At 57.4% G+C, this 24,263-nt stretch carries 19 protein-coding genes and 2 pseudogenes; 11 read left to right on the top strand and 10 right to left on the bottom strand.

Going from position 1 to position 24,263, the window contains the following annotated elements:
• The first annotated feature begins 81 nt into the window (after nt 1-81).
• On the top strand, nt 82-1,623 hold the full coding sequence (locus D8767_RS01030; protein WP_016712706.1) for an APC family permease: 1,542 nt from the start codon (nt 82-84) through the stop codon (nt 1,621-1,623).
• A gap of 35 nt (nt 1,624-1,658) precedes the next feature.
• On the opposite strand, the gene gmk is transcribed toward D8767_RS01030, so the two are convergent.
• Together gmk and D8767_RS01040 are read right to left on the bottom strand one after the other, a co-directional pair.
• Complete coding sequence (gmk, locus tag D8767_RS01035; RefSeq protein ID WP_016712705.1) at nt 1,659-2,279, bottom strand: guanylate kinase; 621 nt, start codon at nt 2,277-2,279, stop codon at nt 1,659-1,661.
• Nucleotides 2,280-2,292: 13 nt separating this feature from the next.
• On the bottom strand, nt 2,293-3,156 hold the full coding sequence (locus D8767_RS01040) for a YicC/YloC family endoribonuclease (protein ID WP_028699257.1): 864 nt from the start codon (nt 3,154-3,156) through the stop codon (nt 2,293-2,295).
• A gap of 228 nt (nt 3,157-3,384) precedes the next feature.
• Between D8767_RS01040 and rph the strand changes: the two genes are divergently transcribed.
• Nucleotides 3,385-4,107: a ribonuclease PH gene (rph, locus tag D8767_RS01045; RefSeq protein ID WP_016712703.1), complete on the top strand. Its 723-nt coding sequence runs from the start codon at nt 3,385-3,387 to the stop codon at nt 4,105-4,107.
• Nucleotides 4,108-4,170: 63 nt separating this feature from the next.
• On the opposite strand, the gene D8767_RS01050 is transcribed toward rph, so the two are convergent.
• Nucleotides 4,171-4,950, bottom strand: coding sequence for an exodeoxyribonuclease III (locus tag D8767_RS01050; RefSeq protein WP_003253401.1), 780 nt, complete (start codon nt 4,948-4,950; stop codon nt 4,171-4,173).
• An 80-nt stretch (nt 4,951-5,030) separates the two neighbouring features.
• Here D8767_RS01050 and pyrE point away from each other — a divergent pair, with 80 nt between their 5' ends.
• Entirely contained in the window at nt 5,031-5,672 is a 642-nt protein-coding gene (gene pyrE, locus D8767_RS01055) for an orotate phosphoribosyltransferase (protein ID WP_016712702.1), read from the top strand.
• A 70-nt stretch (nt 5,673-5,742) separates the two neighbouring features.
• Here pyrE and argB read toward each other — a convergent pair whose 3' ends face one another.
• The 4 genes and pseudogenes from argB to coaBC all read right to left on the bottom strand — a co-directional run bounded on the left by argB (nt 5,743) and on the right by coaBC (nt 9,863).
• Nucleotides 5,743-6,648 (bottom strand): acetylglutamate kinase, encoded by a 906-nt coding sequence (gene argB, locus D8767_RS01060; RefSeq protein WP_004575216.1) that lies wholly within the window; start codon nt 6,646-6,648, stop codon nt 5,743-5,745.
• Between the two features lie 30 nt (nt 6,649-6,678).
• Nucleotides 6,679-8,046 (bottom strand): annotated as a pseudogene (locus tag D8767_RS01065) (phosphomannomutase/phosphoglucomutase); the annotation flags it as partial.
• Nucleotides 8,047-8,190: 144 nt separating this feature from the next.
• Complete coding sequence (gene dut / locus D8767_RS01070) at nt 8,191-8,646, bottom strand: dUTP diphosphatase (RefSeq protein WP_016712700.1); 456 nt, start codon at nt 8,644-8,646, stop codon at nt 8,191-8,193.
• Between the two features lie 5 nt (nt 8,647-8,651).
• Nucleotides 8,652-9,863 (bottom strand): bifunctional phosphopantothenoylcysteine decarboxylase/phosphopantothenate--cysteine ligase CoaBC, encoded by a 1,212-nt coding sequence (coaBC, locus tag D8767_RS01075; protein WP_016712699.1) that lies wholly within the window; start codon nt 9,861-9,863, stop codon nt 8,652-8,654.
• 127 nt (nt 9,864-9,990) lie between these two features.
• Here coaBC and D8767_RS01080 point away from each other — a divergent pair.
• The 3 genes and pseudogenes from D8767_RS01080 to D8767_RS29050 all read left to right on the top strand — a co-directional run.
• Nucleotides 9,991-10,503, top strand: a pseudogene (locus D8767_RS01080) (JAB domain-containing protein); the annotation flags it as partial.
• A gap of 498 nt (nt 10,504-11,001) precedes the next feature.
• Entirely contained in the window at nt 11,002-12,039 is a 1,038-nt protein-coding gene (locus D8767_RS01085; protein ID WP_003253411.1) for a hypothetical protein, read from the top strand.
• Between the two features lie 336 nt (nt 12,040-12,375).
• Nucleotides 12,376-13,272, top strand: a complete 897-nt coding sequence (locus tag D8767_RS29050; RefSeq protein ID WP_014754857.1) for an alpha/beta fold hydrolase — start codon at nt 12,376-12,378, stop codon at nt 13,270-13,272.
• Here the strand turns inward: D8767_RS29050 and D8767_RS01100 are convergent.
• Nucleotides 13,265-13,798, bottom strand: a complete 534-nt coding sequence (locus tag D8767_RS01100; protein ID WP_009682000.1) for a hypothetical protein — start codon at nt 13,796-13,798, stop codon at nt 13,265-13,267. The two genes, D8767_RS29050 and D8767_RS01100, sit on opposite strands and share 8 nt — an antisense overlap.
• A 99-nt stretch (nt 13,799-13,897) precedes the next feature.
• On the opposite strand from D8767_RS01100, the gene D8767_RS01105 reads away from it, so the two are divergent.
• Nucleotides 13,898-14,437: a hypothetical protein gene (locus D8767_RS01105; RefSeq protein WP_122048271.1), complete on the top strand. Its 540-nt coding sequence runs from the start codon at nt 13,898-13,900 to the stop codon at nt 14,435-14,437.
• A gap of 275 nt (nt 14,438-14,712) precedes the next feature.
• Nucleotides 14,713-14,949 (top strand): hypothetical protein, encoded by a 237-nt coding sequence (locus D8767_RS28590; protein WP_074059229.1) that lies wholly within the window; start codon nt 14,713-14,715, stop codon nt 14,947-14,949.
• Nucleotides 14,950-15,484: 535 nt separating this feature from the next.
• On the opposite strand, the gene D8767_RS01120 is transcribed toward D8767_RS28590, so the two are convergent.
• Both D8767_RS01120 and D8767_RS01125 read right to left on the bottom strand, forming a co-directional pair.
• Nucleotides 15,485-16,159, bottom strand: coding sequence for a heavy metal response regulator transcription factor (locus D8767_RS01120; RefSeq protein WP_003253420.1), 675 nt, complete (start codon nt 16,157-16,159; stop codon nt 15,485-15,487).
• Nucleotides 16,160-16,648: 489 nt separating this feature from the next.
• Complete coding sequence (locus tag D8767_RS01125; protein WP_003253422.1) at nt 16,649-17,992, bottom strand: OprD family porin; 1,344 nt, start codon at nt 17,990-17,992, stop codon at nt 16,649-16,651.
• A gap of 404 nt (nt 17,993-18,396) precedes the next feature.
• On the opposite strand from D8767_RS01125, the gene D8767_RS01130 reads away from it, so the two are divergent.
• The 3 genes from D8767_RS01130 (at nt 18,397) to D8767_RS01140 (ending at nt 24,173) form a co-directional block, all read left to right on the top strand.
• The gene (locus D8767_RS01130) at nt 18,397-19,668 is read left to right on the top strand and encodes a TolC family protein (protein ID WP_016712696.1); all 1,272 of its coding nucleotides are present in this window, start codon (nt 18,397-18,399) and stop codon (nt 19,666-19,668) included.
• Nucleotides 19,669-19,736: 68 nt separating this feature from the next.
• Nucleotides 19,737-20,987 carry an efflux RND transporter periplasmic adaptor subunit gene (locus D8767_RS01135; protein WP_003253426.1) on the top strand — a complete coding sequence of 417 codons (1,251 nt, stop codon included), beginning with the start codon at nt 19,737-19,739 and terminating at the stop codon, nt 20,985-20,987.
• A gap of 24 nt (nt 20,988-21,011) precedes the next feature.
• Nucleotides 21,012-24,173 carry a CusA/CzcA family heavy metal efflux RND transporter gene (locus tag D8767_RS01140; protein ID WP_003253428.1) on the top strand — a complete coding sequence of 1,054 codons (3,162 nt, stop codon included), beginning with the start codon at nt 21,012-21,014 and terminating at the stop codon, nt 24,171-24,173.
• The last annotated feature ends 90 nt before the right edge of the window (nt 24,174-24,263 follow it).

Here is a 24,263-nt window from a genome sequence, read left to right on the forward strand (position 1 = left end):
GACAGCAAGCTTTCAATGAGTGAAAGCGGGTCTTGTACGCAAGGCCTGTGAAAACAATTCCAAAATTTACGGCAAATACTCATGAGCAATTACACAGAAGCTGGCCGCCCACCCGACGTGGCAGCCGACGCGGGCAACACTCAGCGCAGCAAAGGTCTGGCCAAGGGCCGTTTGGGCTTGCTGGCCAGCGTGGTGCTGGGCATTTCTACCATCGCCCCGGTCTACACCCTGACCGGCGCCCTTGGCCCGACCGTGCGCGAGGTCGGTGCCCACCTGCCAGCCGTGTTCATCGTCGGCTTCCTGCCGATGTTGCTGGTGGCCCTGGGCTACCGCGAGCTGAACTCGGCAGAACCGGACAGCGGTACATCGTTCACCTGGTCGGCACGTGCCTTCGGCCCGATGATCGGCTGGATTGGCGGCTGGGGGTTGGTGGTTGCCACCACCATCGTGCTGTCGAACCTGGCGGGAGTGGCAGTCGACTTCTTCTACCTGTTCCTGGGGCAGATCACTGGCAAGCATGAGCTGGCGGCGTTGGCCGATAACCTGTTGATCAACATCGTTACCTGTTGCGTGTTCATCGCCCTGGCGGTGTGGATCTGCTGTCGCGGCATCGCCACCACCATGACCGTGCAGTACGGCCTGGTGGCCTTGCAGTTGGTGGTGTTGATCGGCTTTGCCGTCGCCGCCTTCGGCGGTACCACCGCGCCGCCACCGCTGGCGTTTGATTTCGCCTGGTTCAACCCGTTCGGTGTCGAGTCGTTCTCGGCCTTTGCCGCCGGGCTGTCGCTTTCGATCTTCATCTTCTGGGGCTGGGACACATGCCTCACCGTCAGCGAAGAGTCGGTGGGCAGCGAAGAGGTGCCGGGCAAGGCCGCCACCTGGACCGTGATGCTGATCCTCGGCCTGTACCTGTTCACCGCCATCGCCACCCTGCAGTTTGCCGGTATCAGCGAAACGGGCCTGGGCCTGAACAACCCGCGCATCCAGGAAAACGTCTTTGCCCACCTGGCCGGCCCGGTCATGGGGCCGCTGGCGATCCTGATGTCCATTGCCGTGCTGGCCAGTACGGCGGCGTCGTTGCAGTCGACCTTCGTGGCGCCGGCGCGGACCCTCTTGGCGATGGGGTACTACGGTGCAGTGCCGCCGAAGTTCGCCAGCGTCTGCCCACGTTCGCAAACCCCGCGCTACGCCACTATTTGCGCAGGCCTGGCAGCAGGTCTGTTCTACGTGACCATGCGTAGCCTGAGCGAGAACGTGTTGGCAGATACCATCACCGCGCTGGGCATGATGATCTGCTTCTATTATTCGCTGACCGCATTTGCCTGCGTCTGGTATTTCCGTGGCAGCCTGTTCGACAGCCTGCGCCACTTCATCATGCGCGGCCTGTGCCCGCTGGTGGGTGGGGTGATCCTGTCGGTGATCTTCGTACGGACTGCCATCGACAGCGCGTCGCCGGACTTCGGCAGTGGCTCGCATGTGGGCGGGTTGGGGCTGGTGTTCGTGATTGCCGCGATCATCTCGGTGCTGGGCATCGGGCTGATGATGCTGTCGCGCATGCGCGCGCCGGCTTACTTCCTGGGGGCTACTCTGCGTCAGCAGGCTACCTTGCCACTGCAGGAATAAATAGTTGGGGCCGCTCTGCGGCCCCAACTCGTTTTTCAGCCGATCATTTGCTTCAGAAGCGTCGCATGACGTTGTTGCTGTTTCTTCAACAGCAAGCGATTCGAGCGGAACACCGCCTTCAAATCCTCCAGCGCCACGTCGAAGTCATCATTGATGATCACGTAGTCATACTCGTCGTAGTGCACCATCTCGCTGACCGCTTCTTTCATGCGCCCGGCAATGATTTCTTCACTGTCCTGCCCGCGGCCGTCCAGGCGGTGGCGTAGCGCTTCCTGGCTCGGTGGCAGGATGAACACCGACAGTGCCTGTGGCATCAGCTTGCGCACCTGCTGGGCGCCTTGCCAGTCGATTTCCAGGATCAGGTCGTAGCCCTGATCCAGCGTCTGCTGCAGCGCGCTGCGCGAGGTGCCGTAGAAGTTGCCGAACACTTCGGCATGCTCCAGGAAGTCGCCCTGCGCGATCAGCGCCTTGAATTCTTCGTGGACGACGAAGTGGTAGTTCACCCCGTGTTCCTCGCCCGGGCGCATGGCGCGGGTGGTGTGCGAGACCGAAACGCGGATCTGCCGGTCGTCCTTGGTCAGGGCCGTTACCAGGCTGGTCTTGCCGGCGCCCGAAGGGGCCGAAACGATGTAGAGGGTGCCGCTGCTGTGGTTCATGGTCGGGGTGGCCTTACTCGATGTTCTGTACTTGTTCACGCATCTGTTCGATCAATACCTTCAGGTTGACCGCCGCTTGCGTGCTGCGTGGGTCGAAGGCCTTGGAGCCGAGGGTGTTGGCTTCGCGGTTGAGTTCCTGCATCAGGAAGTCCAGGCGACGCCCTGCGGCGCCGCCACCCTTGAGGACCCGGCGCACTTCAGTGACGTGGGTGCTGAGGCGGTCGAGCTCCTCGGCCACGTCGCTCTTCTGCGCCAGCAGCACCATCTCTTGTTCCAGGCGCTGTGGGTCGAGCTCGGCTTGCATGTCGCCGAAACGGTCGAGAATCTTCTGCCGCTGCGCCGCCAGCATCTGCGGCACCAAGGCGCGCAAGGTGGTGACTTCGCTGGACATGTTGTCCAGGCGCTCGTTGATCAGCCGGGCCAGTTCCTGGCCTTCGCGCAGGCGACCGGCCTTGAGTTCGGCCAGGGCTTCGTCGAACAGCGCCATGGCTTCGGCGTTCAGTGCCTGCGGGTCGCTGGTGTCGGCCACCAGCACACCTGGCCACGACAGCACTTCCAGCGGGTTCAGGGGTGCTGGCTGCTTGATCAGGCCGGCCACTTCCTCGGCGGCGGCAACCAGTTGCGCTGCGCGCTCGCGGTCTACCTTCAGGGGCTTGCCGTTGCTGTCTTCGTTGAGGCGCAAGGTGCATTCCACCTTGCCCCGCGACAAGCCCTGGCGCAGGCCTTCACGCACGGCGCCTTCGAGGTCGCGCAGGGCCTCCGGCAGGCGCAGGTGCGGTTCCAGGTAGCGGTGGTTGACCGAACGCAGCTCCCAGATCAGGGTGCCTTGGCTGCCGGCGCGCTCGACACGAGCAAAAGCGGTCATGCTGTGCACCATGGGGAGTACCTCGCTTAGATGAATGAACGGTGGGAGCCTCTCGGCTGCAAGGCGCAGGATTGTAGCGCAGTGGGGCCTTGGCGCCCAATCCACCTATGTTACCGACGGGCGGGCGCGCCAGTAGGAAAAGGCGACGGGCTGTGGCGGGTACGACAATAGGCATGTCTTCCCTGGGCTGCGGGCTCTATAATGCTCGGCAGATTCAAAGTCCCAGTACAGGTATCCCAGATGAAACGTCCAAGTGGTCGCGCCGCCGATCAGCTCCGCTCGATCCGCATCACCCGCAACTACACCAAGCACGCCGAAGGGTCGGTACTGGTCGAGTTCGGTGACACCAAGGTCATCTGCACGGTCAGCGTTGAAAACGGTGTACCGCGCTTCCTGAAAGGCCAAGGCCAAGGCTGGCTGACCGCCGAATACGGCATGCTGCCGCGTTCTACTGGTGAGCGTAACCAGCGCGAAGCCAGCCGTGGCAAGCAGGGTGGCCGCACCCTGGAAATCCAGCGCCTGATCGGCCGTTCGCTGCGCGCCGCGCTGGACATGAGCAAGCTGGGCGACATCACCCTGTACGTCGACTGCGACGTGATCCAGGCCGATGGCGGTACCCGTACCGCGTCCATCACCGGTGCCATGGTCGCCCTGTGCGATGCGCTGGCGGTGATCAAGAAGCGTGGTGGCCTGAAGGCCGGCAGCCCGCTCAAGCACATGATCGCTGCCGTGTCGGTGGGCATGTACCAGGGCGAAGCCGTGCTCGACCTGGACTACCTGGAAGACTCCGCCGCCGAAACCGACCTGAACGTGGTCATGACCAGCGCAGGTGGCTTTATCGAGGTGCAGGGCACTGCCGAAGGTGCGCCGTTCCAGCCTGAAGACTTCAACGCCATGCTGGCGCTGGCGCACAAGGGCATGACCGAAATCTTCGAGCTGCAGCAGGCTGCACTGGCGGACTGACTGATTCCGTAGATACAAAAAAGCCGACATCATTGTCGGCTTTTTTGTATCTGAGCAAAGCGCTTAGATGGTCAACGTCCAGTCATAGTCCACGATCAGCGGCGCATGCTGGGAGAAGCGCGGCTGACGCGGCAGGCGGGCGTTGCGCACGAAACGGCGCAGGCCTGGCGTGAGGATCTGGTAGTCGAACCGGTAGCCCAGGTTGAGCATCTCGGCCTGCTCGTTGTCTGGCCACCAGCTGTACTGGTCGCCTTCACGGCTGACTTCGCGCAGGGCATCGACGTAACCCATCTCGCCAGTGATCGCATCCATCCAGGCGCGCTCCGGCGCCAGGAAGCCCGGCGATTGCTGGCTGTCACGCCAGTTCTTGATGTCGAGCTTCTGCTGCGCCACGTAGAACGAGCCGCAATAGATGTACTCGCGACGCTTGCGACGCTGCTTGTCCAGATACTTGGCGAAGTCGTCCATCAACTTGAACTTCTGGTTCAAGTCTTCGTCGCCGTTCATGCCCGAAGGCAGCAGTAGGCTGGCAATACTGACTTTGTCGAAATCTGCTTGCAGGTAACGCCCGTAGCGGTCGGCTGTCTCGAAACCCAGGCCGGTGATGACTGCCTTGGGCTGCATGCGCGAATAAAGGGCCACACCACCTTGGGCAGGCACCTCCGCGTCGCAGGCATAAAGGAAATAGCCATCGAGCTGGAAAGCTGGGTCATCGAGTTCAAAGGCCGAGGCGCGGGTATCCTGAAGGCAGATGACGTCGGCATTCTGGGCTTGCAGCCAGCTGAGCAAACCACGCTCGGCCGCAGCCTGAATGCCATTTACGTTCACACTGATGATCCGCATAAATGGCCCCAAAAATCTCGTGCGTGTATGATACCCGAGCTCAACCCATTTAGCTAAATCCGTGGTGTCCGGGACTATTCATGCAGCCGTATCAGCGCGACTTTATCCGTTTTGCCATCGATCGCGGGGTACTGCGTTTCGGTGAATTCACCCTGAAATCGGGGCGTACCAGCCCGTATTTCTTCAATGCCGGCCTGTTCAACACCGGTTCTGCATTGGCCGAACTGGGGCGGTGCTATGCCGCAGCCATTGTCGACAGCAAGATCCCGTTCGACGTGCTGTTCGGCCCGGCCTACAAGGGTATTCCGTTGGCGGCGACCACTGCCGTGGCCCTGGCAGACCAGCATAAGCTCGACGTGCCTTGGTGCTTCAACCGCAAAGAAGCCAAGGACCACGGCGAAGGCGGCAGCCTGGTGGGTGCGCCACTGGCCGGTGACGTGCTGATCATCGACGACGTGATCACCGCCGGTACTGCCATCCGTGAGGTCATGCAGATCATCAACGCCCAGCAGGCCAAGGCCGCCGGCGTGCTGATCGCGCTGAACCGCGAAGAGCGTGGCAATGGCGAGCTGTCGGCGATCCAGGAAGTGGAACGCGACTTCGGTATCCCGGTGGTCAGCATCGTTTCGCTGACCCAGGTGCTGGAGTTCCTGGCAGATGACCCTCAGCTGAAGCAGCATCTGCCGGCTGTCGAGGCTTACCGCGCGCAGTACGGGATCTGATCCTGGCCTGGAAATGAAAAAGGCGACCTTCTTGTGAAGGTCGCCTTTTTTTGTCGCCCGTTTCGGCCGATCAGCGCGGCTTGCGGTTGGTAATCAGGGTACCCACGCCGCTGTCGGTGAAAATTTCCAGCAGCACAGCATTCGGCACGCGGCCGTCGATGATGTGCGAGCTGTTCACGCCGCCCTGCACCGCATCCAATGCACACTTGATCTTCGGCAGCATGCCGCCGTAGATGGTGCCGTCAGCGATCAGTTCGTTGACCTGTTCGGTGGTCAGGCCGGTCAGAACCTGACCTTGCTTGTCCATCAAACCGGCGATGTTGGTCAGCAGCATCAGCTTCTCGGCTTTCAGCGCTTCCGCGACCTTGCCTGCTACCAGGTCGGCGTTGATGTTGTACGACTCACCGTTGGCACCCACGCCGATCGGCGCGATGACCGGGATGAAGTCGCCCTTCACCAGCATGTTCAGCAGGTCGGTGTTCACGCTCACCACTTCGCCCACGTGGCCGATGTCGATGATTTCCGGGGTGGTCATCTCGGGCGTCTGGCGGCTGACGGTCAGCTTGCGGGCGCGGATCAGTTCCGCGTCCTTGCCGGTCAGGCCGATCGCGCTGCCGCCGTGGCGGTTGATCAGGTTGACGATGTCCTTGTTGACCTGGCCACCCAGCACCATCTCCACCACGTCCATGGTCGCCGAGTCGGTGACGCGCATGCCGTCGATGAAGTGGCTTTCGATCGACAGACGCTTGAGCAGGTCGCCGATCTGCGGGCCACCACCGTGGACCACCACCGGGTTGATGCCCACAGCCTTCATCAGCACGATGTCACGGGCGAAGCCGGTTTTGAGCTCCTCGCTCTCCATCGCGTTGCCGCCGTACTTGATCACCAGGGTCTTGCCGACAAAGCGGCGGATGTAAGGCAGTGCTTCGGACAAAACCTCGGCTACATGGGAAGCGGCATCGCGATCGAGGGTCATGCAGGGCTCCTGTAAGGAACAGATAGTCGGTCAGAACGGCAGTTGCAGCTCAGGGTCAACCTGCAGCAACTGGGTACGGAAAACATCCTTGATACGTTGCAATTCGGCGTCGCTGTCGGCCTCGAAGCGCAATACCAGCACCGGGGTGGTGTTGGAGGCGCGAACCAGGCCCCAGCCGTGGGCGTAGTCGACCCGCACACCGTCGATGGTGGTCAGGTTGGCTTCGCCCCAGTCGGCGTCGCGTTGCAGTGCATCAATGATGCTGAATTTACCCTCGTCGGTCACATCAATATTGATTTCCGGCGTGGAAATATCGTTCGGGAAGGCGGCAAACAGGTTTTCGGCGCTTTGCCCGGCCTTGCTGAGGATCTCCAGCAGGCGTGCGGCACTGTAGATGCCGTCGTCGAAACCGTACCAGCGTTCCTTGATGAAGATGTGACCGCTCATCTCGCCGGCCAGCAGCGAGCCTGTCTGTTTCATCTTCTTCTTGATCAACGAATGACCGGTCTTCCACATCAGTGCGCGGCCGCCATGCTGTTCGATCAGCGGGGTCAGGCGACGGGTGCATTTGACGTCGAAGATGATTTCGGCGCCCGGGTTGCGCGCCAGCACGTCCTGGGCAAACAGCATCACCAGGCGGTCGGGGTAGACGATGCTGCCGGTATTGGTCACCACACCGACGCGGTCGCCATCGCCGTCGAAGGCCAGGCCGATATCGGCGCCGGTTTCCTTGACCTTGGCGATCAGGTCTTCAAGGTTTTCCGGCTTGCCCGGGTCCGGGTGGTGGTTGGGGAAGTTGCCGTCTACTTCGCAGAACAGCGGGATCACTTCACAGCCCAGGGCTTCGATCAGTTGCGGTGCGATCACGCCAGCGGCACCGTTGCCGCAGTCCACCACCACCTTGAGCTTTTTCGCCAGCTTCACGTCATCGACGATCTGCTGGAAGTAGCGGTCAAGGATCTCGACCTTTTCCACGCGGCCTTCTGCCAAGGTCAGGTCGTTGGTTTTCAGGCGGGTGAGCAGGGCCTGGATCTGTTCGTTGGCCAGCGTGTCGCCAGCGATGACGATCTTGAAGCCGTTGTAGTCCGACGGGTTGTGGCTGCCAGTCAGCATCACGCCCGACTTGCCTGCCAACACGTTGGCCGCGTAGTACAGGGCCGGGGTGGGCACCAGGCCGACGTCGCTGACGTGGCAGCCGGCATCGACCAGGCCCTTGATCAGCTGTTCGACCAGCATCGGGCCGGACAGGCGGCCATCACGGCCGACCGAAACCTGCGGTTCGCCCTGAGCCAGGCTTTGCGCACCGATGGCGCGGCCGATCCAGTAGGCGGTATCGGCGTGAAGGGTTTTGCCGACCACGCCGCGGATGTCATACGCGCGGAAAATGCTGTCGGGCAATGCGGCGGGGACCAGGTGGGCCATGTCGTTCATCTCTGGAAGCTCCATTAGTCAAAGGCATTCTGGGCAGGCGCAAACTGAACGCTTGGACGGTGCTTTCGCCAGAGAGTTCGCCATCCTTGGCCTGAACGGTCATCTACCGGCTCAGTGGCTGCCGGAGTGACCGAAGCCGCCAGCGCCACGCTGGCTTTCATCGAAGGCTTCGACGATGTCGAAATGGGCCTGTACCACCGGCACCAGCACCAGCTGGGCGATACGCTCGCCAACGGCGATGGTGAATGGCGTGTTGCCGCGGTTCCAGCACGACACCATCAGCTCGCCCTGGTAATCCGAGTCGATCAGGCCGACCAGGTTGCCCAGCACGATGCCGTGCTTATGGCCCAGGCCCGAGCGCGGCAGGATCACCGCCGCCAGGCCCGGGTCGCCGATGTAGATCGACAGGCCGGTAGGGATCAGCAGGGTCTGGCCTGGCTCAAGGACAGTGTCCTCCTTGAGCAGGGCGCGCAGGTCCAGGCCCGCGGAGCCAGGGGTGGCGTAGGTCGGCAGGGGGAATTCGGAACCCAGGCGTGGGTCGAGGATCTTGGCTTGAAGAGCGTGCATGTAACTTATTGAACCTGGTTGAGCCGTTCGGCGATGAAGGCGACCAGTTGCCGGGCGATCTTGCCCTTACTGGTCTGCGCGAAGAGGGTCTGGTGCTGCTGGCGGTCGATCACGGTCAAGGCGTTTTCTTCGCTGTTGAAGCCGATGCTGGGGTTGGCCACATCATTGGCGACGATCAGGTCGAGGTTCTTGTCCTTGAGCTTGCGCGTGGCGTAATCGAGCAGGTGTTCGGTTTCGGCGGCGAAGCCGACGCTGAACGGGCGGTCGCTGCGGCCAGCAATGGTGGCAAGGATATCGGGATTGCGCACCATCTGCAGCAGCATGCCGTCGCCGGTCGTAGGATCTTTCTTCAGTTTTTGTGTGGCAACCACTTCCGGACGGTAGTCCGCGACCGCTGCCGAGGCGATGAACAGGTCGCATGGCATGGCTGCTTCACAGGCCGCGAGCATGTCCCGCGCGCTGACCACGTCGATGCGGCTGACCCGGTCGGGGGTTGGCAGGTGCACCGGGCCCGTGACGAGGGTCACCCGAGCCCCGGCTTCGGCAGCCGCTTCGGCCAGGGCGAAGCCCATCTTGCCGGAGCTATGATTGGTGATGTAGCGCACCGGGTCGATGTTTTCCTGGGTCGGCCCGGCGGTGATCAATACGTGTTTGCCGGTGAGTGCCTGGCGCTTGAAGCTTTCTGCGGCGCACCAGGCCAGGTCGGTGGCTTCGAGCATGCGGCCCAGGCCCACGTCGCCACAGGCCTGGCTACCGGAGGCCGGGCCGAATACCTGAATGCCACGGCTCTTGAGCAGCTCAAGGTTGGCCTGGGTGGCCGGGTCGCGCCACATGGCCTGGTTCATGGCCGGGGCCACGGCGACGGTGGCGTCGGTGGCCAGTACCAGGGTGGTCAGCAGGTCGTCGGCCATGCCCTGGGCCATGCGCGCCATGAGGTCGGCGGTGGCCGGGGCGATCAGCACCAGGTCGGCCCACTTGGCCAGTTCGATATGGCCCATGGCTGCTTCGGCGGCAGGGTCGAGCAGGTCCATGTGCACCGGGTGGCCCGACAGCGCCTGCAGGGTCAGCGGGGTGATGAACTCGGCACCACCACGGGTCATGACGACGCGCACCTGCGCGCCGTGCTCGAGGAGTCGGCGAATCAGCTCGGCGCTTTTGTAGGCGGCAATGCCGCCACCCACGCCGAGAACGATGCGCTTGCGATACAGCCGCTGCATAGGCTTGCCTTTTTCCAGTGAGAGCGGGCGGCGACGTTCGAAATGCCTGCGGCAGAACGTCGCATGTACGAGGCGAAATAGATTAACACAGGGTCGAAATGGGCCGCAGCAAGGGCAGGGGGCGGGGATGAATATCAGGGAGTGGCCGGCTGAAGAGCGGCCGAGGGAGAAGTTGTTGCAGCGTGGTGCGGCGGTACTCACGGATGCCGAATTGCTTGCCGTGCTGCTGGGCTCAGGGGTGGCCGGGCGCAATGTACTGGACCTTGCGCGGGGGCTGCTGATGCGTTTTGGCGGGCTGAGGCAGTTTCTGGAGGCCGATCGCGAAACGGTGCTGCGCGAGCCGGGTATTGGGGCCGTGAAGTATGCACAGTTGCAGGCGCTGCTGGAGATCGGCCGGCGTTATCTGGGTGAGAACATCAAGCGCGCAGAGGCTCTGGATGGGCCAGCGGCGGTGCGGCGTTATCTCAAGGCCATGCTGCGGCATGAGGCCAGTGAAGTGTTCGGGTGCCTGTTTCTGGACACCAAGCACCGGCCGTTGGCGTTCGAGACCCTGTTCAGGGGCACGATAGACCGGGCGAGTGTTTACCCGCGGGAGGTGGTGCGGCGGGCGTTGCTGCATAACGCGGCGGCTTTGATCCTGACGGGTTATGGTGTCAACTCTAGTGTTTCACTCGGCTGAAGTGCCCGAGATAGAAGCATTCCTTGATGCTTATTCAGATTTTGATGTTCCATATTCAGTGTTGCAGAGCAAATTTGATTTTAGGCCCAGGCGGGCCACCACAGCAGTCAGCTTCACCAACAATTGTGATGCTAGGTCCCGGATGACTGGGGCTCAGGCTGTTGCTTGCGGTTCACAGAAAAGCTGGGAATTCCTACCCATCTTCCCGAAAAAGCTGAACATTACGGCAAAATCTGATGGAACCTACTCCACGTGGCCAAGGGATCCTACATCGCTGATGGCATTTTGACCTTCTCCACTCATTGTGTACCGCTGGATAAAAAGGCGAGAATGCGCGCGCAATGGAAGGCATGATGCGCGCAGGTCGGCGCTCTCGTGGCAGGATGTCACCGGCTTCATGCCTCCACAGCCAAGGCTCGCACGAGCCTTTAAGCTTAATGCCAATTTGTGGAGAGTGATGTGCTGAGTGACGACGACCAAAAGCTAGCCAAGATCCTTTTTGGCCTTCTGAAAAATGCGACTAGCCAAGCCGTCGTCAAGGAATTCCTCCGGACGAAGGGCATCCCCGTTTCTGCGCAAAACTGGGACGATCTCTATGAGAAGCGGATCGAGCCTGCCCTCAAGGATAAAAAACTTGCCCTGAAAGACCTCCGTGATCTACTGCAGCAGGTGGAGGAGTTTGGCAAGCAGCACTCGTTCCTTTTCCAGTGCACTGAAGAGCGGGCAATCGGCCTGCTGTCTCCTACGCGCATCGCTTCAATCGCAGCAGCTGAGGGCCTTTCGGGGCTGTTTACTCACCCGCTGGATCTTGAGATGCCCGACGAGGCCACAATCGTCGACATCCGCCTGTACCGTCCGGACCCGCAGAAGACACCGGTTTCGCTTACGATCAAAGTCGTCGAAAGCCGTGACATCAATCGTCTCAGCGCTGTGGAGACGGATCCAGCAACTGGCGAACTGATTCGACGCTATGCGACCACAAAAAAACGTGCGGTGAATATTGTTCACCTGGACCACACTGGTTTATTGGAGTTTCGTATTGCCTCTCAAGATAATCAGGCAAAGAAATATTCCGAGCTCTTGTGGGTGTTGAAAAACAAAGTAAGGAAATTTCTACCGGACGATGGGTTCGCTGAAGTTTCGCTTAGCCCCGCTAAGAATAAGATTCTGCGCGAGCGCGATAACCTCTCCCAAGAAATCAGATATAGCAATTCAACGGCTCGAAATGAATTCGGGGCCCAAATGCAGATTACCTCCGCATCGGTTGATGAAAACCTTTCATCGGATGAGGGTTCGATGTCTGCGTTGGATCGCTTCTTGGAGCGTGATGGCGAAGTGACGGGAGCCAATATTTACGTTAAACTACCAGACAGTGATCCTCCCCGTGAACTGAGGCTTTTGATTTCGGGTGAGAGAAACGAGTTTGCGGTGACCGTAGCGTGCTCCGCCGGAGAATACGAATATGTTCGCGGAAAAGTTATCGCCTTTAATACTTAACCATCCAGACGAGGCTGAAGGCCTCCGAAGATTGGCTAGTTTTATCCAGGGCTATGAATCCCAGGGTGGCGAAGCTTTGCCTAGAATTCGGCTAAACCCGAATCGCATGTTCGATATTATGCAAGCCGGTACTTCCGCGCACCTTGCAATCTTGATTAATATCTTGGTAACGGGCCGGATTATCAAGAGATTCCTTATTGTTAGGTGCCCCAGCGGCGAAGGTCTCTCATTCCAATCTTACGGCGATATCCCAGAGATTGTTCGTGATCCTGGGATGGATACCGAATTTGAAGTACTTGCCGCCAACGTGGAACCAACCTATAGATTGGTGCTCGATTGAAGCCTGTTGATATTGTTACCCTTGTTCGATCGACTTGGGAAAATACGATTGAGACCAAACGACTGGCCCAGCTGCAGGCAATTAGGGCAACTCTGGATGCCGAGCATCTGGAGCTGTTTGACTCGTTAGTCGATATGCAGATTTCTAATGTCAAAGATGATGCTCAGGCCATCACGCTCATGCTTGTCCATGGTATTCAAACTGATGGTTCCTGGCACGAGCTGGTAAAAGCAGCCTTCCGAGATGTTGCTCATGTCAGAGTCAAAGGTCTTGGCTACCATTGTGTGACCGCGCTGCAGCTTGCGTGTCCGTTTCGATCTACGCCAATCAATAAGATCGCAAATGACTTCCGAGACGCACGGCTTATGGAACCGACTGCTCGCATTATGGTCATTGCCCACAGCTTCGGCACCTATATCATTAGTCGGATCCTCGCCAAATACACTGACATCAACATTGAGAGAATTGTTCTCTGCGGCTCCATAATAAAAGGCAATTATGCCTGGGAGAAGCATGCTCGGCACATGGCTGCAGGCAACATCGTCAACGATGTCGGGACGCGAGATTTTTACCCCGTCCTAGCTACCTTTTCGACTATAGGCTACGGCGGGACTGGTCGAAACGGATTTAAAAATACACGTGTAGCTGACCGTTACTTTGATTACGGCCATAGCGATTTTTTTGAGCCCGACAAGGACCATATCGTCAAATATTGGAAGCCTTATATTCTAGATGGGACCATCGTCGAGTCTGAGTGGGATAGCATAAAGCCGAAGACCCATCTGGGAATCATGCTGGCTTGTCACCCTTGGATCGGCAGACCTGCCTTCTATGCAACCGTTGGGTTAATTACAGCTGCCGTAGCGGGTTTGGCTTGGTGGCTACTCACCTGATCTTCCACTGCTCTGTTTCAGGGTCCCTTACCAAATGCTGCTCTGAGACGACATCCAAGCCTACGGACCTAAAAATACTGAGCATTAGCGTCATAGAATAGTAATAGAGTCGCTGGTGTCGTCCCTTGTCTGAGGCCACAAACACCCCGTCAATCCGTCCATCCTCACTAGTCGCGAATTCGAATACGTACGAGTGGATTACCTGGTTCGCGACAAAAGTCATATCCCGCAGTTCTTTGTAAACTTTAGTAGTTTCGTAGTTTTCCATTATGTTGTGCCGATTGAAGTAGTCTACTGTCTTGCCACTGGTGATCGGGTAGTACGGTAGATGGAGCTTAATTTTCTTCGTTGATTCAGAGATTTTGTAGGTCTCGATTAGCTTGCGTACCGTATAAAAACTGACAAAAATTTCACGTTCTGCTTTCGCATAAATGCGCCCTTCAGAACACTCTTTTACACGAGCCTTCTCAAGCCAACGAGCTGAACGAAGAAGTGACTTCCTCCAATCATCAGACTCGTAAATCATCAGGATTCTCCTTGACTGAGAAATAAATAAAGCGTCAGTCTATTACTGCTGCATCAATACAATATTATCACCTCGGCTAGCATAGGACGCAATAGGTCAATGACCCAGGCTCTAAAGCAATATATCGCGAAAAGCATTAACTCAGTTTTAATGATGGCCCCGCTTAAACGGGAGGTGATACGCCTCATCATATGCTGCTCTATAGCAATTATCCTGAATGCCATCCTATTCTTTGGTGTAGAAAACGACGGTACCATCAAGCCATGGGCAGAGATACCACTGAAACTGTTCGCCTCAACAACTTTATTTGCCTTTATGGTGAAGATTTTCCTTCCGCTTTTCGGTTGGACCATATTGAAGGCAGTGTTATTGAGCGCCAATAATGCCTTTAGTGGGGTGCTAAGCTTTCTAGGGAATCAATTTACAGGTGCTTTGTATTGTTCGGCCTTTATCCTGGCTTCTCTTACACTTAAGCAGTATGTAATTTCAGGGTTTATGGATCCTCAATTGGCTCTGATGGCGCCTACTGTTCTCTTTGCGGGCTTCTTGTACTTCTATATTTTTCAGTGCGCTATTCAAAAAACAATGACGCCTGCTCTGTGTGCTCCGCCTCTCCCGCGCTCTAGCAGGGTGCCGTGACTACCTGTTCTTGTAGGGGCAGGTTCGAATAGCAAGAGTCACTTGATGGCGTGATTTGATCTCTATCCTGGTGCCATAGCATGGCGCCAAAATTCCGCCGGCATAAAAATCTCCTGCCTGACACAATCAGAATAATAAATGCTACGAAAGTAGGCTGCGTACTGAGCGATTATGGAAAACTTCGCTGGAATCTATTCGTCATTACGTGATAAAAATTATTCTGTGCCCCGGTAAAGTGGCACAAAAATATAGAGCAACAGTTCAAGGGAATAGATATGGCTCAGTATAAGCACGGCAATTTTCTGCACAAAAGTGATCATTCGGAGTACGATAAAAAGTATTCGCCTGGTACCGAAGCGCCAAATCCAGGCATTTACCGATGCGTCTCCTGCGGGGATGAGATCGGTATTGCCAAAGGGCATGTTCTTCCTCCACAGAACCATCACCAGCATGCACCTGGCGCGGGCAAGATTGAGTGGCAGTTAGTGGTTTTTGCACAGCAGCGGAAATAAGGTTTTTGGGCTCAGTAGAGCTCTGCAACGTGGGTTCTACTGAGCACTCAATAAAAGGACGGAATCCGTATTGACTATTCAAACCACTATGAGGAGGGTGATCGTGAGCGTGCCTGGTTACGCATATATTCGGATATTAGATTGCCGAAATTGATGTCGGCCTCTTCAACAAAAATATTGACGTGGCAGTAAAACTCTTCAGGACCCCTGAGATAATTGAAAATTCTTGATCTGACGACGCCACAAACCCCCGCTTTGACGGCCGTAGAGGGTAGGTTGACTACATCGCCAACACATGGGATAAGAGCTAAGCCATGCTCACTGTTAAAGACAATATCAGCTGAGCGGTCATCAGGCCTGACAAACTCTTGATCCTCCGAGACCTGCTGATAATCAATGCTATACCTCATGCACAGCCTACCTCATTTGCGGGGTAAGGAATCAGCGCCGCGGGTCGTAAATAGTAAAATCCAGTTCAGTAGGCACGTTTGCGACGGAATTAGTTAGCCGATCTCGATACTATATAGTTTGGCAATTAACGCTTTTCAAGTACATACCCTACGCCTCTAAGTGTGTGTATCAGCTTGGTTTCGAAGGGGTCATCTATCTTGGCTCTGAGTCTTCGAATCGACACCTCTACAACGTTCGTGTCGCAATCAAAATTCATATCCCAAACCTGAGAGATAATCTGCGTACGGCTCAGTACCACCCCGGTGTTACGCATCAAGTAGTGCAGCAACGCGAATTCTTTGGTGGTCAAATCAATACGCTGACCGTCCCTGAATGCCCTGTGCCGGCTTTGATCAAGTTCCAGATCGGCCACGCGAATGACCTCCACAGATGCGGGGTGATCTGACCTGCGCATCAAGGCGCGAACCCGGGCTAGCAGCTCTGGGAACTCAAATGGTTTGATCAGATAGTCATCTGCGCCGTTCTCCAGCCCCCGGACCTTATCCGCCAATCGGCTTCTCGCCGTCAGCATCATGATGCGGGACGGGCAGTTTTTACGGCGCAACAACTCAAGGACCTGCCAACCGTCCATCTCTGGTAGGTTTATATCGAGGATAATCAGCTCGTACTCATGCTGCTTGGCCAAGAATAATCCATCTGATCCGGTGTGGACGCAATCTACGACATAGCCACACTCTGTAAGGCCTTGACGCACATACTCCGCAGTTTTTACTTCATCCTCAATTACCAGAATTCGCATGGGATTATGTCTCGATATCACTGAGCAATTAACCGCGCACGCGCGCCGGCATTATTGAAATGGATGGTAAATCAAAATGAGCGTGTTGGGGTTCAAATGACGGATTTGTAATTTCTAGGTAATACAGTTGATAGTCTGGAGGTATATCTTGTCGCGGCTTGGGTTTGACAGTTGCGGGCCCTCTCTCCAGCGGATGATTTGACCATATGAAATACTGGGTTATTTTCTTCTTTGTGCTAGCTTCGTTCCGTTCGGATGACGGCGAGGTCGCTCATGTTGAGGAGACTGGTCATTGGTGTAGTCATGAACTTCACCGGCATGCAATGCGTACAATCGAACGCTTACTTGAATTTTAGGCAAAAAAAAGGCGCCCAATGGGCGCCAAATATCCACCTTTTACCAAAGGAGCAATTAAGCCACTCAAGGTGAATTCGTAATGCTCGTTTTACTAATCGGACCAGCCGTCGAAAGACTGGCCCGCTCAGCGAATTACAGAATCGAAAGCGGGTACTCGATGATTACACGAGTTTCATCCAGATCCGATTCGAAAGCAGTGGCACGCGTGGTTGCCTGGCGCAACCGGAAGGACAAGTCTTTTGCCGGACCGGTTTGCACAACGTATTTGACTTCGACGTCACGCTCCCAACGCTTCTGATTGTCGAGCGGGTTGCCGTTGTCGTCGGTGCGCATGTAGAACTGGTTAGCGTTCGAGTAATCCGCGCCCGAGCCTCTGGCGTAGCGGGTCATGAACGTCAGGCCTGGGATGCCGTAGCTGGTGAAGTTCAGGTCATAGCGCAGCATCCAGGAACGCTCTTTCGGCGAGTTGAAGTCGCTGTACTGGATGGAGTTGTCGACGAAAATCGAGTCCGACTGACGCAGATAGTCGAAATCGTCGTCGCCGTTGTTGCGCTGGTGCGACAGGGCCAGGGTGTGGGCGCCGTAACGCACGCCGACCTTGGCACTCCAGATGTTGTTGTCGAATTCACCCAGGCGCTTCTTACCTTCATCTACGGCTTTGTAGTAGTTGAAGCCACCGATCAGCGCCAGATCGTCGCTCAGCGGGTAAACAACGCTGGTGCCGGCGTAGTACTGATTCCAGACGTCTTTCAGCTGGCTGGCGTAGACGCTCACAGTCCAGTTGTCGTTGATCGAGTAGTCACCACCACCGTAACCGATCCATGGCGAGTTGACCGGGCCGCCGTAGAAGGTCACGAAGTTGTCGTTCAGGTTGCTGGAGACTGGCTGGCTCATGGCGTGCAGTCGACCACCCTGAAGGGTGAGGCCTTGGATGCTGGTGTTCTCAACGGTCACGCCGCGGAAGCTTTCTGGCAGCAGGCGAGAGTCACCGGATGCAACGACCGGAGTCGATGGGAAAACATCACCTACTTTCACGATGGTATCGAACAAGCGGACTTTGGCTGCACCGCCGACCTTGGTGTATTCGTCGCGAGCTTCGCCCTTGTTATCAACGGGTAGCACGTCGAAGGAGCTACGGCCGCCGTTGCGCCCATCACCGGTGTCGAGCTTGAGGCCGATCATGGCGAAGGCATCAACGCCGAAGCCAACGGTACCCTGGGTAAACCCAGAGTTGAATTTACTGATGATCGCGTGCGCCCAGGCTTCGGAGTAGCCGTTGGTATTGCCCTTGCCACTGTTGTAAGTGGGGGCGGTGCTGTCGCGATTATCACGGTTGAAGTAGAAGTTACGGTTCAACACTGTAAGGCTGCTGCCTTCAATGAAGCCTTCTGGCTTGTCTTCAGCTTGTGCCGAAATAGCGTAGCTTCCAGACAGCGCAGAAACTGCCGCCAAATACAGTGGTACTTTGATTTTCATCCGATGCTCCTTTGATTCACGGCAGTTTTTATTATGTTTACCGGCGCGGGTGTCGTTAATTGTTCTGACCCGGCGGCGCGCCTAGCGTAGCGCGAGCTCATATTTGCAGGCCGAAGATAACGGGAGGGTGATAGGACAATTACAATTTCGTCATCTGCCTGTTATTCGGCGCCTTCGCACCGCGTGTTTGCCATCTCCGTTGCTTGTAACGAAATCCTAGTGCCGGGTTTGGTTTCCCAGTATTTTCGGGCATTACAGGACTTTCTTACGAAATTGTAATTTTCTAGCCACCCCTCTGATAGCTACCGCTCATTAGAGTGCCATCACCTAATCAAGTGGGGCTTGGCAGCTGTTTCGGCGTTCTCGCCAAGCTTTATCGAAGTTTGTGCACGAGGACCATCAAAGTGCCCCGGTATAACCGCAATGTCTTATCCAAGACCTCCGTCTCGCCCTGGAAGATCGCTGCACTCTGTGCAGTCATCTCTGGATTGATGGCACCTGCAGCTCTTGCTCAAAGCATCAGCTTGCCCCAGGCGCTTTCGACGGCCATGGATGCCAACCCTGACCTGGCCGCGGCCCGGCAAGAGATTGGCATCGCTGATGGTGCTCGCAAGCAGGCCGGGCTTATCCCCAACCCCACTATTTCGTACGACGTGGAAGACACCCGTCGTAACACCAGCACGACGACCGTGTCGCTTAGCCAAACCCTGGAGCTGGGTGGTAAGCGGGGAGCTCGTGTTGACGTCGCCACTTACGGGCAGACCGCCGCACAGCTGGAGTTGGACCGTCGCGTGAACGGTCTGCGGGCAGACGTCGTACAGGCCTTCTACGCCGCATTGCGGGCCCAGACAGGCCTTGACCTGGCCAAGCAATCTCTCGAACTGACTGAGCGCGGTCTCCGCATCGTCGATGGTCGTGTTCGCGCAGGTAAATCGTCTCCAGTAGAGGCCACCCGCGCCCAAGTACAACTGGCCGAAGCAAAGCTGCAAGTTCGACGTGCCGAAACCGAAAAGACGACCGCTTACCAGCAACTCGCTCAAATTACCGGGAGCTCGGTCACCGTCTTTGATCGACTCGAATCGCCAACCCTCTCCCCGGGACTGCCACCGCGGACTGAAGAGCTGCTGGCGAAGCTCGATCAGACCGCAGAAATGCGCCAGGCCGTGGTACAGATCGACAAGAGCGATGCCTCGCTCGGTTCAGAGAAAGCTCAGCGTATCCCGAACCTTACCGTCAGCGTAGGTAGCCAGTACGACCGCTCTGTGCGCGAGCGTGTCAACACTGTGGGCGTCTCTATGCCTTTGCCGCTGTTTGATCGCAACCAGGGCAACATTCTTTCCGCTTCTCGTCGTGCAGATCAGGCCCGAGACCAGCGCAATGCTGTGGAGCTGCGGCTGCGCACCGAAACCCAAACCGCGTTGAACCAGTGGTCCACCGCCATGCAGGAGGTCGAGTCCTACGACAAGACCATTCTGCCGTCAGCCCAACAAGCCGTAGATACCGCAACCCGCGGCTTCGAGATGGGCAAATTCGGCTTCATCGAAGTGCTGGATGCCCAGCGCACCTTGATCGTCGCTCGTGGCCAATATCTCGAATCGTTGGCAGCGGCGACCAATGCGCGTGCGCAGGTGGAAAGGGTTTATGGCGAAGTCGGCTCAACTGCCGGCGCTCGCTGAACGGGCCAAACATTTTCTTCGGCACACAGCCTTGAACAAGCCGGTGCCTACGATCAGCAGGAGTAGCAATGGATAACAAACGCAAGATCGCCCTCGCGGTAGCCGCTGTGGCAGCCCTCGGATTTGGCAGCCTTGCCTGGAACAACAGTTCTGGACAGCAGGCCGCTAGTACCGCCGAGCATGGCGCTAACGATGGCCATGGCGACGAAAAGAAAGCCGCATCTGCCGCCAAAGAGGAGGGTGATGAGGGCCATGGTGAAGAAGGCCACAGCGAAGAGGGCGGTGAAGAAGAGGGCAAGCTGACGCTTAGCGCTGAGCAGATCAAGGCTGCCGGCGTTGCCCTGGAAGCTGCAGCGCCGCGTGACTTGGGTACAGTCGTGAGCTTCCCGGGCGAAATTCGCTTCGATGAAGACCGGACCGCCCACGTGGTTCCTCGTGTTCCTGGCGTTGTAGAGACTGTCCAAGCCGACCTGGGTGAGACGGTCAAAAAGGGTCAGGTCCTCGCTGTAATCGCGAGCCAGCAGATCTCTGACCTGCGCAGCGAACAACAGGCCGCACAGCGTCGCGTCGAACTGGCGCGAGTGACCTTCGAGCGTGAGAAGCAGCTGTGGCAGGACAAGATTTCCGCGGAGCAAGACTACCTCCAAGCACGCCAAGCGCTGCAAGAAGCGGAGATCTCCTTGGCCAACGCCAAGCAGAAGGTCGGTGCGATCGGTGCTTCGGTTAACTCCGTTGGCGGTAATCGTTACGAACTCCGAGCTCCTTTCGACGCCGTGGTGGTGGAGAAACACCTGACCGTTGGCGAAGTCGTCAGCGAGGCGACCAACGCCTTCATCCTTTCTGACCTGAATCAGGTCTGGGCAACCTTCGCCGTCCCGCCTACAGATCTGGGCAAGGTCACGACTGGTCGTGCGGTGAAAGTCTCTTCGCCTGACATGAATGTCGAGGTCGAAGGGAAGGTGGGTTATGTCGGGAGCCTGCTGGGCGAGCAAAACCGCGCAGCCACTGTCCGCGTCACCTTGACCAACCCCAACGGTGCCTGGCGTCCAGGCCTGTTCGTGAACATTGCGGTCACTTCCCAGACTGATCGAGTTGCCGTAGCGGTCCCTGAGCACGCAGTCCAGACCGTTGAAGACAAACCCTCGGTATTCGTACGCACCCCAGATGGGTTTGACACCCGCCCGGTAAAACTGGGTCGTCGCGACAATGGGTACGTGGAAGTCATCGACGGTATTGAAGCCGGCGCCCAGGTAGCAACCAGTGGCAGCTTCACACTCAAGTCCGAGCTCGGCAAAGCTTCTGCCGAACACGGTCACTGATGCGAACTGACAGGATGATTTCTCATGTTTGAACGTATCATCAGATTCGCCATCGAGCAGCGCATCGTAGTAATGATCGCTGTTCTGATCATGGCGGGTATCGGTATCTACAGCTATCAAAAGCTGCCCATCGATGCGGTACCCGATATCACCAACGTCCAGGTGCAGATCAACACTGCAGCGCCTGGTTATTCGCCTTTGGAAACCGAACAACGGATCACGTTTCCAGTTGAAACGGCCATGGCCGGTCTCCCGGGCCTTCAGCAGACCCGTTCCCTGTCTCGCTCTGGCTTGTCTCAGGTCACCGTGATCTTCAAGGATGGCACTGACATCTTCTTTGCCCGCCAGTTGATCAACGAGCGGCTGCAGGTTGCGAAGGAACAGCTGCCAGAAGGCGTAGAGGCCGTTATGGGCCCGGTATCTACCGGCCTCGGCGAGATCTTCCTGTGGACCGTTGAAGCCGAAGATGGCGCGGTCAAAGAGGACGGTACGCCTTACACCCCGACCGACCTGCGCGTGATCCAAGACTGGATCATCAAGCCTCAGCTGCGCAACGTCCCGGGTGTAGCCGAGATCAATACCATCGGCGGCTATGCCAAGCAGTTCCTGGTTGCGCCAGATCCTAAGCGCCTGGCTACCTACAAGCTTACCCTCAATGACCTGGTCGCAGCGTTGGAAAGTAACAATGCCAACGTCGGCGCCGGCTACATCGAACGTAATGGTGAGCAGTTGCTCATCCGTGCGCCCGGCCAGGTAGGCAACATCGAAGACATCGCCAACATCGTGATCACCAGCGTGGATGGTGCACCGATTCGCATCAGCAGCGTTGCTGACGTCAGCATCGGTAAAGAACTCCGCACAGGTGCTGCTACTGAGAACGGCCGCGAAGTCGTGCTCGGTACCGTGTTCATGCTGATTGGTGAAAACAGCCGTACTGTGTCTCAAGCTGTCGCCGCCAAACTGGCGGACATCAACCGCACCCTGCCAAAGGGCGTGGTGGCTGTGACCGTTTACGACCGTACCAACCTGGTTGAAAAAGCCATCGCGACGGTGAAGAAGAACCTGGTAGAAGGCGCGATCTTGGTAATCGCGATTCTGTTCCTGTTCCTCGGCAACATCCGTGCAGCCCTGATCACCGCGATGGTGATTCCGCTGTCCATGCTTTTCACCTTCACAGGCATGTTCAACAACAAGGTCAGTGCCAACTTAATGAGTTTGGGGGCACTCGACTTCGGCATCATCGTCGACGGTGCCGTGGTTATTGTAGAAAACGCGATCCGTCGACTGGCTCATGCGCAGCATAAGCATGGCCGCATGCTCACCAAAACCGAACGCTTCCACGAGGTCTTTGCCGCGGCGCGAGAAGCTCGCCGGCCGCTGATCTTCGGTCAGCTGATCATCATGGTGGTGTACCTGCCGATCTTCGCCCTCACCGGCGTCGAAGGCAAAATGTTCCACCCTATGGCGTTCACCGTTGTGATGGCTCTGCTGGGCGCAATGATCCTGTCCGTTACCTTTGTTCCTGCAGCTATTGCCATGTTCGTCACTGGCAAGGTGAAGGAAGAGGAAGGCGTGGTCATGCGCACAGCTCGACTGCGCTATGAGCCGGTTCTGCAATGGGTGCTGGGACATCGGAACATCGCTTTCTCGGCCGCAGTAGCCTTGGTCGTGCTCAGTGGTGTGCTGGCAAGTCGTATGGGTAGCGAGTTCATCCCAAGCCTCAGTGAGGGTGACTTTGCGATGCAGGCCATGCGTGTGCCTGGAACGAGCCTCACTCAGTCCGTCGAGATGCAGCAGCGTCTGGAGAAAGCGGTAATAGCGCAGGTGCCTGAAGTCGAGCGGATGTTCGCACGCTCGGGTACCGCGGAAATTGCATCTGACCCGATGCCACCGAACGCCTCCGACGCCTACATCATGCTCAAGCCTCAGGATCAGTGGCCTAACCCCAAGAAGCCTCGCGATGAGCTGATTGCTGAGGTGCAGAAGGCCGCAGCGGGTGTTCCAGGAAGCAACTACGAGTTGTCGCAGCCAATCCAACTGCGTTTCAACGAGCTGATTTCGGGCGTGCGTAGTGATGTCGCTGTGAAGGTCTTCGGCGATGACATGGACGTGCTCAACAACACCGCCAACAAGATCGCGGCAGCGCTCAAAGCGGTACCGGGCTCGTCGGAAGTGAAAGTTGAGCAGACATCCGGCCTGCCGGTGCTGACAATCAACATCGACCGCGAGAAAGCAGCACGCTACGGCCTGAACATCGCGGATGTTCAGAACTCGATCGCTATCGCCGTGGGTGGTCGCCAGGCCGGCACGCTGTATGAGGGCGACCGTCGGTTCGACATGGTAGTGCGCCTGCCTGAGACCGTTCGCACCGACGTAGCGGGGATGTCCAGTTTGCTGATTCCGGTGCCTGCCAATGCGGCTCAGGGTGCCAACCAGATCGGTTTCATCCCGCTGTCGCAGGTCGCTAATCTGGACCTGCAACTGGGCCCGAACCAAATCAGCCGCGAGAACGGCAAGCGTCTGGTAATCGTCAGTGCCAACGTTCGAGGCCGTGACCTGGGATCCTTCGTTGAGGAGGCGACCGCTTCGCTGGATCAGAAGGTGCAAATCCCTGCGGGCTACTGGACGACTTGGGGTGGCCAGTTCGAGCAGCTGCAGTCGGCTGCCAAACGGCTGCAGATCGTTGTTCCAGTCGCCTTGCTGCTGGTCATGACCTTGTTGTTCCTGATGTTCAACAACCTGAAGGACGGCATGCTGGTCTTCACCGGTATTCCATTCGCACTCACCGGTGGTGTTGTGGCGTTGTGGTTGCGGGACATCCCACTGTCGATCTCGGCAGGTGTCGGCTTCATTGCACTGTCCGGCGTTGCAGTACTGAACGGCCTGGTGATGATTGCCTTCATCCGCGGGCTAAGGGAGGAAGGGCGAACGCTCAGGCAGGCAGTCGATGAAGGTGCATTAACCCGTCTGCGACCTGTTCTGATGACTGCCTTGGTAGCTTCCCTGGGCTTCATCCCGATGGCTTTGGCCACCGGTACCGGTGCAGAAGTTCAGCGGCCACTGGCGACTGTGGTGATTGGCGGGATCCTGTCCTCCACCGCATTGACCTTGTTGGTACTGCCTGCCCTGTATTACTGGGCACACCGCAAGGATGAAGACGGCGACGAGGCCGAAGTGGTTAGCTAACAGGCTCCGCTAAAGAGAAGCCCACAACACGTGTTGTGGGCTTTTTTGTTTAAAGTGAAGTAGATGCACTTACCTTTCAAAATTGTAAGT

The sequence above is a fragment of the Pseudomonas sp. LTGT-11-2Z genome (assembly GCF_003691445.1).
GTDB lineage: Bacteria > Pseudomonadota > Gammaproteobacteria > Pseudomonadales > Pseudomonadaceae > Aquipseudomonas > Aquipseudomonas monteilii.